15 protein-coding genes are annotated in these 13,043 nt (G+C 70.7%); 10 read left to right on the top strand and 5 right to left on the bottom strand.

The genetic code is table 11. The features are described 5' to 3' along the window. Positions 1-71 precede the first annotated feature (71 nt). Genes ABCR94_RS26890 through ABCR94_RS26900 form a run of 3 tightly spaced genes read right to left on the bottom strand, consistent with a single transcriptional unit; the run spans position 72 to position 3,336 of the window. Positions 72-1,142: a threonine aldolase family protein gene (locus ABCR94_RS26890; protein ID WP_347123096.1), complete on the bottom strand. Its 1,071-nt coding sequence runs from the start codon at positions 1,140-1,142 to the stop codon at positions 72-74. Continuing rightward, positions 1,139-1,912, bottom strand: coding sequence for an SDR family NAD(P)-dependent oxidoreductase (locus ABCR94_RS26895; protein WP_347122614.1), 774 nt, complete (start codon positions 1,910-1,912; stop codon positions 1,139-1,141). The genes ABCR94_RS26890 and ABCR94_RS26895 overlap by 4 nt, the downstream gene beginning before the upstream one ends. Before the next feature lie 26 nt (positions 1,913-1,938). Then, positions 1,939-3,336 (bottom strand): DUF6421 family protein, encoded by a 1,398-nt coding sequence (locus tag ABCR94_RS26900; RefSeq protein WP_347122615.1) that lies wholly within the window; start codon positions 3,334-3,336, stop codon positions 1,939-1,941. Positions 3,337-3,901: 565 nt separating this feature from the next. Here ABCR94_RS26900 and ABCR94_RS26905 point away from each other — a divergent pair. After that, entirely contained in the window at positions 3,902-4,585 is a 684-nt protein-coding gene (locus ABCR94_RS26905; protein ID WP_347122616.1) for a glycerophosphodiester phosphodiesterase, read from the top strand. Positions 4,586-4,648: 63 nt separating this feature from the next. Here the strand turns inward: ABCR94_RS26905 and ABCR94_RS26910 are convergent, their stop codons facing one another. Continuing rightward, entirely contained in the window at positions 4,649-5,200 is a 552-nt protein-coding gene (locus ABCR94_RS26910; RefSeq protein WP_347122617.1) for a GNAT family N-acetyltransferase, read from the bottom strand. Between the two features lie 96 nt (positions 5,201-5,296). Here ABCR94_RS26910 and ABCR94_RS26915 point away from each other — a divergent pair, with 96 nt between their 5' ends. Then, the gene (locus ABCR94_RS26915; RefSeq protein WP_347122618.1) at positions 5,297-5,944 is read left to right on the top strand and encodes a GntR family transcriptional regulator; all 648 of its coding nucleotides are present in this window, start codon (positions 5,297-5,299) and stop codon (positions 5,942-5,944) included. A gap of 8 nt (positions 5,945-5,952) precedes the next feature. On the opposite strand, the gene ABCR94_RS26920 is transcribed toward ABCR94_RS26915, so the two are convergent. Then, positions 5,953-7,329, bottom strand: a complete 1,377-nt coding sequence (locus ABCR94_RS26920; RefSeq protein ID WP_347122619.1) for a nitrilase-related carbon-nitrogen hydrolase — start codon at positions 7,327-7,329, stop codon at positions 5,953-5,955. 126 nt (positions 7,330-7,455) lie between these two features. Between ABCR94_RS26920 and ABCR94_RS26925 the strand changes: the two genes are divergently transcribed. From ABCR94_RS26925 to ABCR94_RS26960, 8 genes are all read left to right on the top strand, one after another. After that, positions 7,456-8,142, top strand: a complete 687-nt coding sequence (locus ABCR94_RS26925) for a DUF2848 domain-containing protein (protein ID WP_347122620.1) — start codon at positions 7,456-7,458, stop codon at positions 8,140-8,142. A 101-nt stretch (positions 8,143-8,243) separates the two neighbouring features. Next, on the top strand, positions 8,244-8,630 hold the full coding sequence (locus tag ABCR94_RS26930) for a VOC family protein (RefSeq protein WP_347122621.1): 387 nt from the start codon (positions 8,244-8,246) through the stop codon (positions 8,628-8,630). A 45-nt stretch (positions 8,631-8,675) separates the two neighbouring features. Next, positions 8,676-8,927, top strand: coding sequence for a hypothetical protein (locus tag ABCR94_RS26935; protein ID WP_347122622.1), 252 nt, complete (start codon positions 8,676-8,678; stop codon positions 8,925-8,927). Between the two features lie 177 nt (positions 8,928-9,104). Further along, the gene (locus ABCR94_RS26940; protein WP_347122623.1) at positions 9,105-9,680 is read left to right on the top strand and encodes a DUF5134 domain-containing protein; all 576 of its coding nucleotides are present in this window, start codon (positions 9,105-9,107) and stop codon (positions 9,678-9,680) included. 125 nt (positions 9,681-9,805) lie between these two features. After that, on the top strand, positions 9,806-10,741 hold the full coding sequence (locus tag ABCR94_RS26945; protein ID WP_347122624.1) for a M56 family metallopeptidase: 936 nt from the start codon (positions 9,806-9,808) through the stop codon (positions 10,739-10,741). Between the two features lie 33 nt (positions 10,742-10,774). Beyond that, positions 10,775-11,443, top strand: a complete 669-nt coding sequence (locus ABCR94_RS26950; RefSeq protein WP_347122625.1) for a phosphatase PAP2 family protein — start codon at positions 10,775-10,777, stop codon at positions 11,441-11,443. Further along, the gene (locus ABCR94_RS26955; protein WP_347122626.1) at positions 11,440-12,135 is read left to right on the top strand and encodes an HAD family hydrolase; all 696 of its coding nucleotides are present in this window, start codon (positions 11,440-11,442) and stop codon (positions 12,133-12,135) included. Before ABCR94_RS26950 ends, ABCR94_RS26955 begins: the two co-directional genes overlap by 4 nt. Before the next feature lie 62 nt (positions 12,136-12,197). After that, positions 12,198-12,959, top strand: coding sequence for a GNAT family N-acetyltransferase (locus ABCR94_RS26960; protein ID WP_347122627.1), 762 nt, complete (start codon positions 12,198-12,200; stop codon positions 12,957-12,959). Positions 12,960-13,043: the final 84 nt, after the last annotated feature.

Consider the following 13,043-nt stretch of genomic DNA (forward strand, 5'->3'; position numbering starts at 1 on the left):
CAGCGAGCATAAAGAAGCGGCCGACCGGCAGTCAATGCCTTTCCGGTCGGCCGCATAGTCATACAGTTGCGCTACTTGGCTATCTCTTCCTTGAGCGCCTGCACAAAGCCGTCCACGTCGTCCTCGGTGGTGTCGAAGGAGCACATCCAGCGGACATCGCCGGCGGACTCGTCCCAGAAGTAAAAGCGGTAGTGCTTCTGCAGCCGCTCACTCACGTCGTGCGGGAGCCGCGCGAAGACCGCGTTGGCCTGCACGGGATAGAGAATCTCCACGCCGTCCACCCCACGGACGCCCGCGGCGAGCCGCTGCGCCATGGTGTTGGCGTGACGCGCGTTGCGCAGCCACAGGTCGCGGGCGAGCATCGCTTCGAGCTGCACCGATACGAAGCGCATCTTGGAGGCGAGCTGCATCGACAGCTTGCGCAGGTGCTTCATGGCGCGCACGGCGTCCGGGTTGAGGACGATCACGGCCTCGCCGAAGAGCATGCCGTTCTTCGTGCCGCCGAAGGACATGACGTCCACACCGACGGTGTTGGTGAAGGTCCGCATCGGTACGTCGAGGGAGGCGGCCGCGTTGGATATGCGGGCGCCGTCGAGGTGCACCTTCATGCCGCGCTCATGGGCGTGCACGCAGATGGCCCGGATCTCGTCCGGGGTGTAGACCGTGCCCAGTTCGGTGTTCTGAGTGATCGACACGACCTGCGGCATGGCACGGTGCTCGTCGTCCCAGCCGTACGCCTGCCGGTCGATCAGCTCGGGTGTGAGCTTGCCGTCCGGCGTCGGTACGGTCAGCAGTTTGAGCCCGCCGACCCGCTCGGGGGCTCCGCACTCGTCCACGTTGATGTGCGCGGACTCGGCGGCGATGACCGCGCCCCACCGGTCGGTGAGCGCCTGCAGCGCGACGACGTTGGCACCGGTCCCGTTGAAGACGGGGAAGGCCTCCGCGAGCGCGCCGAAGTGGCTGTGCACGATCCGCTGGAAGTGCTCGGTGTAGTCGTCCTCGCCGTAGGCGACCTGATGGCCCCCGTTGGCGAGGGCCAGTGCGGCGAGCACCTCGGGGTGCGCGCCCGCGTAGTTGTCACTGGCGAAGCCGCGTACCCGGGGGTCGTGGTGCCGACGGGCGTCGGTCTTCGCCACGTTCACGGCTTGGGGGTCAGCCACAGGCGCTGTCCATTCACTTCCGGGGCGGGCCGGTCCCAGACACCGGCGATGGCGTCGGCCAGTTCCTTGACGTCCGTGAAGCCCGCGAACTTCGCGTTCGGGCGCTCGGCGCGCATCGCGTCGTGCACCAGCGCCTTGATGACCAGGATGGCAGCCGCGGTGCGCGGCCCGCCCTCGCCCCCCGCCTTGCGGAAGTCGTCGGCCAGCGCGAGGGTCCACGCCTCGGCCGCCGCCTTGGACGCGGCGTACGCGGCGTTGCCCGCGGTGGGCTTGGACGCGCCGGCCGCGCTGATCAGGAGGTAGCGGCCGCGGTCGCTGCGCAGGAGCGGGGCCTGGAAGGCGAGCGAGGTGTGCTGGACGGTGCGGATCAGCAGCTTCTCCAGCAGGTCCCAGTCCGCGAGGTCGGTCTCGGCGAAGGTCGCGCTGCCGCGCCAGCCGCCGACGAGGTGGACCATGCCGTCGATCCGCCCGAATTCCTTCTCGGTGCGGTCCGCCCAGGCACGGGTCGCCTCCAGGTCGAGGAGGTCGACGGTGTCGCCGGTGACCGTGGCCCCGCCGTGGGCGTACCTGGCGGCGTCGACGGCCTCCGCGAGGCGCGCGGCGTCGGCGTCCGAGCCGACCACAATCGCGCCCGCCTCGGCCAGCCTGAGCAGGGTGGCCCGGCCCGCGGGCCCGCCCGCTCCGGCCACCGCGACCACAGCGCCTTCCAGCGCACCGTTCCCGTTCGCCTTGCCATGGTTCTGCACGTTCATGGTCGTCGCCTCCTGGGCACGAGGGCTCATGCGGCCACCCGCTCCGCGCTCGCCGCGGTGATCCCCTTGGTCGAGGCGATCACATTTTTCAGCTTCTTGGAAAGCGCCTCATAGAACATGCTCAGGGGAAACTCGTCCGGAAGCACCTCGTCGACGAGTTTGCGCGGCGGCAGCGAGAGGTCCAGGGCGTCGGGGCCCTTGGCCCAGCGGGAGCCCGGGTGCGGCGCGAGATACGTCGAGACCAGGTCGTACGCGGCGAACCAGTGCACCAGCTTGGGCCGGTCGATGCCGTCGCGGTAGAGCTTTTCGATCTCACCGCAGAGCTGGTTGGTGACCTGCGGTGCCCGCTCCCAGTCGATCTTCAGCGTGTTGTCCGTCCAGCGCAGCACGTCGTGCTTGTGGAGGTACGCGAAGAGCAGCTGGCCGCCGAGACCGTCGTAGTTGCGTACGCGCTCACCGGTGACCGGGAAGCGGAACATCCGGTCGAAGAGCACGGCGTACTGGACGTCGCGGCCCTGGCCGAAGCCGTCGGCCTCCAGCTTCACGGCCTCCTTGAAGGCGGTGAGGTCGCAGCGCAGCTCCTCCAGGCCGTACATCCAGAACGGCTGGCGCTGCTTGATCATGAAGGGGTCGAAGGGCAGATCGCCGTGGCTGTGGGTGCGGTCGTGGACCATGTCCCACAGCACGAAGGCCTGCTGGCAGCGGTCCTGGTCGCCGAGCATCTCGCGCACGCCGTCGGGCAGTTCGACGCCGAGGATCTCGACGGAGGCCTCGGTGACCCGGCGGAAACGGGCCGCCTCGCGGTCGCAGAAGATGCCGCCCCAGGTGAAGCGCTCGGGGGCCTCGCGCACCGCGATCGTCTCCGGGAAGAGCACCGCCGAGTTGGTGTCGTAACCGGCGGTGAAGTCCTCGAAGGTGATGCCGAGGAAGAGGGGGTTGTCGTAGCGCGTGCGCTCCAGCTCCGCGAGCCAGTCGGGCCACACCATCCGCAGCACGACCGCTTCGAGATTGCGGTCGGGGTTGCCGTTCTGCGTGTACATCGGGAAGACGACCAGGTGCTGGAGGCCGTCGGCGCGATTCTGGGCGGGCTGGAAGGCGAGCAGCGAGTCCAGGAAGTCGGGCACGCCGAAGGCGCCGTCGGACCACTTCTGGAGATCGACGACGAGGGCCCGGTGATATGCGGCGTTGTGCGCCAGCAGTGGGGCGAGCGCCTCGATCGCGTTGATCACGCGGTCGATGGTGGCCTCCGCGGTGGCGCGCGACGGGGCGCCCTCGGCGTCGAAGTCGATGGATCCGTCCTTCGACTGCCAGGACCGGATCTGCTCAACGGCATTCTTGAGCTCGGGCCAGGCCGGGTGCTCGACCACACGCCAGTCACCGGATATGCCGTCGGCTGCTGCGTCCTGCACAAGAATTTCCGTCATGTCACTTCCTTCACGGGAGAACCTCGCGTCAAGACACCGTATCGGTGTTCGCTTCTTTCGTCCAAGGGGGAGCTCAGTAAATTATCCTGCCGAGGCCCCTGACTCGCCGCCGTTCTTCCTGTCTGTGGCCCTTCCTGCGATCGCTTCTGCCACCGGGGCCACAGAGTCACGGGCATCACCCAGGTGCTCACCGCACGTGAAAAACCCATGGCCCATCCCGGGGCACCGGCGCTCCACCACCGTCGCTCCGGCGCCCCGCAGCTTCCGGTGAACGCCCGCCTCGGGCGTCAAGGCCCGCCGGACTCGCCCACGCACGAGTGACACAACTCGCGACGGGCCCCGCCGCAGGGGTAGTACGGACGGATTGAGCACCTCGTCCGCACTTCCGGGAGCCGTACCGCGTGAGTATCCGTGCCGTCCTTGTCGCCGCCCTCATCACCGGTCTGGTCCTCGGGATCGCGAGCGCCCGATCGGAGCATTCCGCTTCCCCGCGCGGGGCAGGTTCCCTCTCGCAGGCGGGCCGTTAGGCTGCGCTGGAGCCGCTGTCGACGGAAGCGAGATTGCCTTGAGTTTCCTCACCATTGGTCACCGTGGGGTCATGGGTGTCGAGCCGGAGAACACCCTGCGTTCCTTCGTACGTGCCGAACAGGCCGGCATGGACGTCATCGAGCTGGATCTGCATCTGAGCAAGGACGGCGCGCTTGTGATCATGCACGACGCCGAGGTGGACCGTACGACCGACGGCAAGGGCAAGATCGCCGACATGACCCTCGCCGAACTGCGGGAACTCGACGCGGGGAGGGGCGAACGCGTCCCTCTCTTCGAGGAGGTGCTCGACCGCGTGAAGTCGCCGCTCCAGGCGGAGATCAAGGACGCGGCGGCGGCGCGGGCGCTCGCCGAGGTGATGCTCCGGCGTGACCTGGCGGGCCGCGTGGAGGTGTCGTCGTTCCACGACGAGGCGGTCGCCGAGATCGCGTCACTCGTGCCCGGTGTACGTACGGTGCTCATCGCCAGCCGCTACGGCACCGATGTGGTGGACCGCGCCAAGGCGGTCGGCGCCGCGACCCTCGCGCTGAACATCCGCAGGCTGACCCTGGAGACGGTCGAGCAGGCGCACGCGGCGGGGCTGAAGATCATCGGCTGGGTGGTGAACACCCAGGACCAGCTGCGGCTGGTGCGCGCACTGGAACTGGACGGCGCGACGACCGACTATCCGGAGATCCGTCGCACCGGCCGCTTCACGGCCTGAGCCCGGCGCCGCGCGGGTCGGGCCGCGCCGATCGGACCGCGCGGCGCCGATGCGGAGAATCGTTTACGCGAGCGCCTTGACCAGCAGCTCGAACTGAAGGTCGGTGCGCTGCGGAACACCGAAGCGCTCGTCGCCGTACGGGAAGGGCGTCATCTTTCCCGTACGGCGGTAGCCGCGGCGCTCGTACCAGGCGATGAGATCGTCGCGCACCGAGATCACCGTCATATGCATCTCGCCCGCGCCCCAGCTCTCGCGGGCGACCCGCTCCGCCTCGGCGATGATCACCTTGCCGAGGCCGGCGCCCTGCAGGTCGGGGCGGACGGCGAACATGCCGAAGTAGGCGGCGTCAGCGCGGGATTCGAGCTGGCAGCAGGCGACCAGGGCGCCGTCCCGCTCGACGATCAGCAGCTTGCCGTCGGTCGTCTTGATCACGTCGAGGACGCCGTCGGGATCGGTGCGCTGCCCTTCGAGGATGTCCGCCTCCGTGGTCCAGCCGGACCGGCTGGAGTCCCCCCGGTACGCCGACTCGATCAGCGAGACCAGCGCGTCTGCGTCGGCCGGTTCGGCGTCCCTGAAGACGAGTTCGCCGGTGGCCGGGCGCGGGGTGGTGTCCATGAAGACGCTCCAAGATCTCTGCTGCTGCACGGGAGCACCGAGAGTAACGCGCGTCGGACCCGTGTGCCGTGGGCACTATTTCTGTATACTTCTTGTATGCAATCTGTGGGGGTAGCTGTGGCATCGGGGCGGGACAAGGCGTACGCGTTTCTCAAGGAGAACGTCCTCACCGATCCGGATCTGCAGGGAACGTTCCTGTCCGAGCAGGAGCTCGCGGACCGTATCGGGGTCTCGCGCACCCCCATCCGCGAAGCGCTGCTGCTGCTCGCGGCCGAGGACCTCGTCCGGCTGGTGCCCAAGCGCGGCGCGCAGATCGTGCCCCTGACGGGGCGGGAGATCACCGAGCTGATGGAGCTGCGCGGAATCGTCGAGCGGTACGCCGCGGAGCGGCTCATCGCGGGTGACCGGGCCCCGGTGCGGGAGCTGACGGAGCTGCTGGAGCGTCAAAACACCCTCAGCGGACCGGAATCGGCCAAGGAGTTCATCGCGGTGGATCACCTCTTCCACGCGACGGTGGTGTCCTCCGTGGGCAACGCCCTGCTCGACCGGCACTACGACGGGCTGCGCAGCAGGCAGATCCGGGCCGGGGTGGTGGCGCTGTACAACCAGCACGGCCGCCAGGAGTCGGTCCTCGACGAGCACCGGGCCATCCTGTCCGCGATCGCCGCCCGTGACGCACCGGCGGCGTGCGCCGCGATCGACAGCCACCTGGAGACGACGCTCAGGGTGCTCCTGGCCGGCTGAAGCGCCTGCTACAGCCTGCGGTTGGCCAGCACCGGCACGGCGCGGCGGACCACGCCGACCTCGTCGATGTCCACGTCGGCCACCAGCAGCCCGGGCCCCGCGTCGAGCTGCCGACGTACGGTCCCGTCCGGGCCGACGACTGCGCTGCGGCCGATTCCGGTGGGCGCCTTCGAGGCCGCGGGCGCGCCGGACGCCGCCGGGTCGGCCTGGTCGACGGCGGCCAGCCACAGGGTGGCGTCGAGCGCACGGGCGCGGATGAGCAGGTCCCACTGCTCACGCTTGCCGGGGCCCGCGCCCCAGGACGCGGGAAGCAGCGTGAGGACCGCTCCGGCGTCGGCGTGGGCGCGGAACAGCTCGGGGAAGCGGACGTCGTAGCAGGTGGCGAGGCCGATACGGACGCCGTCGACGTCGATGGTGACGACCTTCACGCCGGGCGCGACGGTGTCGGACTCGGCGAAGCCGAAGGCGTCGTACAGATGGATCTTGTCGTAGGCGGCTTCGACGCCGGGGCCGGTGGCCAGCAGTGTGTTGGTCACCTTGCCGCCGGGTGCGGGGGTGAACATGCCGGCGACCACGACCAGACCGCTTTCCGCGGCGATCCGGCGGATCTCCGTCGCCCAGGGGCCGTCCAGGGGTTCGGCGAACGGTGCGAGCGGGGTGCCGAAGCAGGCCATCGCGGCCTCGGGGAAGACGACGACGCGGGCACCGGATTCCGCTGCCCGGTGGGTCTGTTCGCGCAGCAGCTCCAGGTTGCGCTCGGGGTCGGGGCCGGTGGTGATCTGGCTCAGGGCGATGCGCATGGGGTGGTTCCTTCCGGGGCGTGGGTCAGCCGGTGGTGGCGGTCGGGACGGGAGCGGAAGGCTGCTGCGCCTTCCCTCTTCCCGGCTCTTCCTCCTTCCCGGCTCTTCCTCGGAGCGGTCGGCGTCGCCGCCGACTCCGACGCCCTGGGCGAAGCGCAGCAGCACCAGCATGATGGGGGCGGCCACGCCGATGGTGGCGTAGGTGGGCAGCAGACCGATCAGGAATGTCGCGACGCCGATCAGCACGAGGGTCGCGATCAGGACCTTCTTCCGGCCGATCACGTCCCCGAGGCGGCCGAAGACGAACCCGCCCAGCGGCCGGGAGACATAGCCGACGGCGTAGGTCGAGAAGGCGAGCAGGGTGCCGGTCGTGGGGTCCTCGGAGGGGAAGAAGAGGTCGCCGAAGACCAGCGCGGCGGCCGCTGAGTAGATCGCGAAGTCGTACCACTCCAGGGCGGTTCCGGTGAGGCTGGCGAAGAAGGCGCGGCGGACCGCGGACCTGTCGGCCTGGGGCTTGTCGGTGCTCGTGCTCGTGCTCGTACTGGCGCTCGTACTGGTGCTGGTGCTGGTGCTGGTGCGCTTCACGTTTTCCGCCCTTGTGCGAGGGCGTGACGTCGACCTTCCGGCATACTTCTTGTATACAGATCGTATGCGCAAGCCCTCCGCGCAAAGTTAACCGCTCCGAAACCGCGACTGATGTGGAGATTTTCCATGGCGCTGCTGACTTTCGAACTCCCCGACGGCTCCACCAGGGACGTCGATGTCGTCCAGGTGCTCAACGCCGGGTACGCCGGACGCAGCCAGGATGACGTGGCCGCGCACGTGGCGGAGCTCGCCGCGCTGGGTGTGCCGGCCCCGTCCGTGACCCCCGCGCTCTACCCGGTCTCGCCCTACCTCGCCCAGCAGACCGACCTGGTCAGCGTCCAGCACGGCGCCACCTCGGGCGAGGCCGAGTGGGCGCTGGTGGTGGGCGCGGAAGGGGAGCTGCTGCTGACCGCGGCCTGCGACCACACCGACCGTGAGCTGGAGGTGCACGGGGTGGCGTGGAGCAAGAACGCCGGGCCCGACGTGCTCGCCCGCCGCGCCTGGCCGCTGTCCGACGTGACGGAGCGGCTCGACGAGCTGACCCTGCGGGCCTGGGTGACCCACGACGGCGCCGAGACCCTGATCCAGGACGGCACGCTGGCCGAGCTGCTCACCCCCGGGTACTGGGCCGACGTCCTGCGCGGGCGTGGCGAGCTGATTCCCGGCACGGTGCTGATCTCGGGCACCATCCCAATGGCCGAGGGCGTGGACCAGTTCGCCGAGCACTGGCGCGTGGAGCTGAGCGACCCGGGCACGGGAAACGTGATCCCGCTGGCCTACGACGTGGTCCGGATGCCGACGCCGATCGGCTGAGCCGCGCACGGTGGCGCGAAGCCGCGAAGCCGCGGGGCGGCCGGGACACGGTCGCCCGCAGCCTCGGCGCGGGGTCACGGATCGGGCTAGGGTCCGGATGCATGGTCCACGTACTGAGCAGCAGGACGCTCCTGCACCCCACCGACCCCGACCGGTCCCGCGCCTTCTACGGCAACGCGCTGGGGCTCGCCGTGCACCGCGAGTTCGGCACGGGCCCCGAGCGCGGCACGGTGTACTTCCTCGGCGGCGGTTTCCTGGAAGTCTCCGGGCGCTCCGACACCCCGTCCTCCCCCGGCCTCCAGCTGTGGCTCCAGGTCGCGGACGCAAAGGCCGCGCACGAGGAGCTGACAGCGAAAGGCGTCGAGGTGCTGCGTCCGCCGGTGAAGGAGCCCTGGGGGCTCGTCGAGATGTGGATCGCCGATCCCGACGGATGCAAAATCGTCATCGTAGAAGTCCCGGAAGATCACCCCCTGCGGTACCGCCCGTGAGCGCTCCGGGAGGCGGACCCCTCCGCCTCCCCGTAGCGTCGAAGCGTGGACTTCGACATCACCACCGAAGAGGAGACACTCCTCCTGCGCATCCGCGAGCACCTGAGCGCCGGCAACATGCCGCAGGAGCGCGAGATTGCCGCGGAGCTGGGTGAGGACGCGAGCAGCATCCTGCGGCGCCTGGAGAGCAAGGGGTGGGTCGTCCTGCGCCCCACGCTCGGATCGTTCTACGTCGAGGCACTGACCCCCTGGGCGGAGCTGGCGCTCTCCAGCCGGCGCGACGTCGGGGACGAGTAGCAGGGCAGCAAAAACGCTCTGCTCGCCTACCGGTGAAGGACCGACGGGCTCCTCCGGAGTCGCGGCGGATTCGAGTCCCCCCGATGAGCCCCCTGTGTACCCCCGTGCGCTCGCATACGACGTAACAGCCTTGGGCATCGACGGGACGACACCGTCCGTCGAACGGGGAGGTTCGCCGTGCACGGAGAAGCGATGTCCGGCTGGCTGCTCGTGGCGCTGTGCGCGGCGACCGGCGCGTACTGCCTGCTGCGCATGAACAGCGGCGCGGGGGAACACCGCACGGGCGCGGGCAGCGAGGCCTTGATGGGATTCGGCATGGCGGTGATGGCCCTTCCCGCGGCGGCGCTCGCACCGCCGGTGTGGGGATGGGCGCTGTACGCCGCCGTGTTCGGCGCCGCGGCGCTGCGGGCCCTGGGGCAGTCCCGGGAGAGCGCTCACCATCTGCACCATGTGATCGGGTCGGCCGCGATGGTCTACATGGCGCTGGTGATGGCGCCGGGCGCCGGGAGTTCCGCGCACGCGGGGCACCCGACCGGGTACGGCGCGGGCGGGATCCCGCTGCTGACCGGCGCCCTGCTGCTGTACTACGCCGGGTACGTCCTGCGCTCGGGGGTGCGGCTGATGCCCGTGTCCGTGGTGGCGGCGGGCCCGGCGAGCGGTGCGGCCGTCGCCTGGGGTGCGCGGCCGGAGCTGGCGCTGGCCTGCCGGCTGTCCATGGGCATCGGCATGATCGCGATGCTGGTCACGCTGTGAGGGCGCCGGGTTTCCCCTGCGAGGGCGGCTTTCGTCCCCTCTGCGGCCCTCGGTAAAACCGTGGCCTGCGTCACTTGCCGCGCGATGCCGTACCGCCAGGTAGCACCGCCTCATAGGCTGACCCCATGACGGTCTCCCTCGCGCTACTGCTGCTCGGCGTCATTGCTGCCGTCGCGGCCCCGCGGCTCATGTCGCGCGCCGACTGGCGGGATCGCGAGCCCGTGGTGGCGCTGTGGGTGTGGCAGTGCGTGGTGGCCGCCGTGCTGCTGTGTTTCGCCCTGTCGATGACGTTCAGTGCGGCCGCCGCCTGGCAGGCCGTACGGGGCCAGGTGTTCGCCTCCGCGCCGCACGGCGTGATGGAGGCGTACGCCCTTGCCGCGTACGGCCCTTGGTCGGCCGTCATCGCGGTGCTGCTGGCGTGCGGAGGTGCCTGGACCGCGGCGATGCTGGTCCGGGAGATCCGCCGGGCGCACGTGGGCCGCAGGCAGCGGCGTGCGGAACTGCTCGTACGCTCCCCGCTGATGCCCGGCGAGGAGCCCGGCAGCGACCGGCTCGTCGTGCTGGAGGGCGAGCGTCCTGACGTCTGGTGGCTGCCCGGCGCGGCGCCCCAACTGGCCATCACCACGGCGGCGTTGCAGCGCCTGAAGGGCCGCCAGCTCGACGCGGTGCTGGCGCACGAGCAGGGACACGCGCGGGCCAGGCACGACTGGTTGCTGCACTGCGCGTCCGCGTTGGCCATCGGCTTCCCGCAGATCCCGGTGTTCGCGGCGTTCCGCGACGAGATGCACCGACTGGTGGAACTGGCCGCCGACGATGTCGCCTCACGGCGGTTCGGCCGCCTCACGATCGCGCTGGCCCTGGTCGAACTCAACGAGGACCGCGGTGTGTTCGGCCCCTGCGCGACGCCCGACGCGGAACTTCCGCAGCGCGTGCACCGGCTGCTCTCGGCGGCCCCGCGCCTCACCGCGGGCCGCAGACTGCGGCTGACGGCCGCCGCCTCGTTCGTCCCGGTGGTGCCACTCCTGGTGGCTTTCGTGCCGGGGCTGCGCGCCCTCGGATAGTTTCCACCGCCGGTCGTGGGCGAGGATCTCCCCATGCACTCCCCGCACCTGGCATCACCGGCCCCCGTACGCACCGGGATCGCCTTCGCCGCCCTGTCGGGCCTGCTCCTGCTGCTCGTCGCGGTCGAGTGGGGGCCTCTGGTGTCGTTCGACCGCACGGTCGCCGACAGCCTGCACGGCCCCGCGGTCGACCACCCCGGGATCACGAAGACCAGCCGGATTCTCTCCGACTGGGCGTGGGACCCGTGGATGATGCGCGCATTGATGGCCGTCGCCGTCGGCTGGCTCCTGTGGCAGGGAGAGCGGCTACTGGCCCTCTGGGCCGTCGCGACCAGCGCCGCCGCGGTGGCGCTCCAGCAGGGCCTCAAGGCCGCGGTGGGCCGCGAGCGGCCCCAGTGGCCCGACCCGGTCGACTCCGCGCACTACGCGGCCTGGCCGTCCGGCCACGCGATGACGGCCACGGTCACCTTCGGACTGCTGGTGTGGCTGCTGGCCCTGCGCGGCGCGGACCCCAGGCTGCGTACCGCCGTCCTCGTGGTGGGTGCGGTTTCGGTCGTCGGCGTGGGCCTGACCCGGATGTATCTCGGCGTGCACTGGCCGACCGATGTGCTGGGCGGATGGCTGCTGGGGGTGGCGCTCGTGGCGCTCTCCGTCGTGGCGTACGGTCGCCGCGTCGCCTCCCGGGAAGGATCACCCACATGACGATCAAGGCCGTGCTCTTCGACTTCTCCGGCACCCTGCTGAGGATCGAACCGACCTCGGCGTGGCTGCGGGCCGTCATCGACGAGACAGGTCTCGACCTACCGCCCGACGCGTTCACCCGGTACGCGCACCGGCTGGAGGAAGCGGGCGCGCTGCCGGGCGGGGCCTCTCCCCGGCGGGTGCCGCCGCATCTCGCGGAACTGTGGGCCACCCGTGACGAGAGCGCGGAGCGCCACCGCGCCGCGTACACGGGCCTCGCCCGCCAGGTGGAGCTCCCGGACGCCCGCCTGTACGACGCCCTCTACGACCGCCACAAGTCGCCGGCCGCCTGGCAGCCGTACCCCGACACCGCCGAGGTGCTCGGTGAGCTGCGCCGCCGCGGCATCGCGGTGGCGGTGGTCAGCAACATCGGCTGGGACCTGCGGCCGGTGTTCCGCGCGCACGGTCTTGACGCGCTGGTGGACGCGTACGTCATGTCGTTTGAGTACGGCATCCAGAAGCCGGACCCGCGCCTCTTCGCCACGGCTTGCGACGCGCTCGGGCACGATCCGCGGGAGGTCCTGATGGTCGGCGACGACCGGCACGCGGACGGCGGCGCGGCCGAACTGGGCTGCGCGGTGCGGTTCGTTGACCATGTGCCCGTCGATGAGCGGCCCGCGGGGCTGCGCCCGGTACTCGACCTGGTCGGCTGATTCGCCTCGCGCGGGATCCGTGCAGCCGCCGAGTCCGGGCGGCCCGTCGATACAGTGACCGCATGCCAGCCACGGATCTTGAACGCATCGCGGCCTTCCGTGCGTCCTTCGCCAGACGCCAGGCCGCCGAGACCACCGAGGTGCCCGGTGGCGTGGCGGTGCTGACCCCGGAGTACGCGCACTCCCCCGAACACAACCAGATCATCATCGACGACACGGCGCCGCCCGCCCGGCTCCCCGCCCTCGCGGACTCCGTGCTCGGTCACCTGGCCCACCGCCGGATCACCGTCCTTGACGACGCCGTCGGGGCCGCCGTCGCACCGGCCCTCACCGCCGCCGGGTACACCCACGCGACCGAGCTCGTCATGGTGCGCTCCGGCAAGGCCGCCGCCCCCGACCCACGGGTGCGCACGGTGTCCCTCAGCGAACTGCGGCCTGCCACCGTCCGGCAGTTCCGCAGCTGGCTGCCCGACGCCGACGACGGCGTCATCAGCCAGCTCGCCGATTCCCGCGCGGCCCGGCTCGGCGGCGCCGAGCGGGTCGACTTCTTCGCCGTACGCGACGAGAACGGCACCATCAGCGCCTGGGCCGACGTCTATCTGGAACCGGATCAGGGCATCGCCCAGCTGGAAGGCCTGATCACCGCCGACCACCACTCCGGGCGCGGCTACGCAAACGCGATCCTGTCGACCGCCGTGCACCACGCCGGGGACTCGGCCCTGCTCTTCCTGGTCTCCGACCCGGAGGGCTGGCCGCAGCGCTGGTACGCGCGCCGCGGCTTCACGGCCGTCGGCCGCTCACACGTCTTCGCCTGGCAGGGCTGAGCCCCCCGGCTCCCCCGACAGAAAACGCCACCCGCATCCGGCAGTCCCCCGCGCCGCCGAATACGGATGGCAAGCCCACGATAC

Origin of the sequence: Streptomyces changchenzhani (assembly GCF_039766235.1) — a bacterium.
In the GTDB taxonomy this organism is placed as follows: domain Bacteria; phylum Actinomycetota; class Actinomycetes; order Streptomycetales; family Streptomycetaceae; genus Streptomyces.

What these genes read in the sequence shown, in the direction of transcription:
- ABCR94_RS26895 (WP_347122614.1), bottom strand. Translation starts at nt 1,912, where the DNA reads ATGAACGTGCAGAACCATGGCAAGGCGAACGGGAACGGTGCGCTGGAA.
- ABCR94_RS26900 (WP_347122615.1), bottom strand. Translation starts at nt 3,336, where the DNA reads ATGACGGAAATTCTTGTGCAGGACGCAGCAGCCGACGGCATATCCGGT.
- ABCR94_RS26910 (WP_347122617.1), bottom strand. Translation starts at nt 5,200, where the DNA reads ATGGACACCACCCCGCGCCCGGCCACCGGCGAACTCGTCTTCAGGGAC.
- ABCR94_RS26915 (WP_347122618.1), top strand. Translation starts at nt 5,297, where the DNA reads ATGCAATCTGTGGGGGTAGCTGTGGCATCGGGGCGGGACAAGGCGTAC.
- ABCR94_RS26925 (WP_347122620.1), top strand. Translation starts at nt 7,456, where the DNA reads ATGGCGCTGCTGACTTTCGAACTCCCCGACGGCTCCACCAGGGACGTC.
- ABCR94_RS26930 (WP_347122621.1), top strand. Translation starts at nt 8,244, where the DNA reads ATGGTCCACGTACTGAGCAGCAGGACGCTCCTGCACCCCACCGACCCC.
- ABCR94_RS26945 (WP_347122624.1), top strand. Translation starts at nt 9,806, where the DNA reads ATGACGGTCTCCCTCGCGCTACTGCTGCTCGGCGTCATTGCTGCCGTC.
- ABCR94_RS26950 (WP_347122625.1), top strand. Translation starts at nt 10,775, where the DNA reads ATGCACTCCCCGCACCTGGCATCACCGGCCCCCGTACGCACCGGGATC.
- ABCR94_RS26955 (WP_347122626.1), top strand. Translation starts at nt 11,440, where the DNA reads ATGACGATCAAGGCCGTGCTCTTCGACTTCTCCGGCACCCTGCTGAGG.
- ABCR94_RS26960 (WP_347122627.1), top strand. Translation starts at nt 12,198, where the DNA reads ATGCCAGCCACGGATCTTGAACGCATCGCGGCCTTCCGTGCGTCCTTC.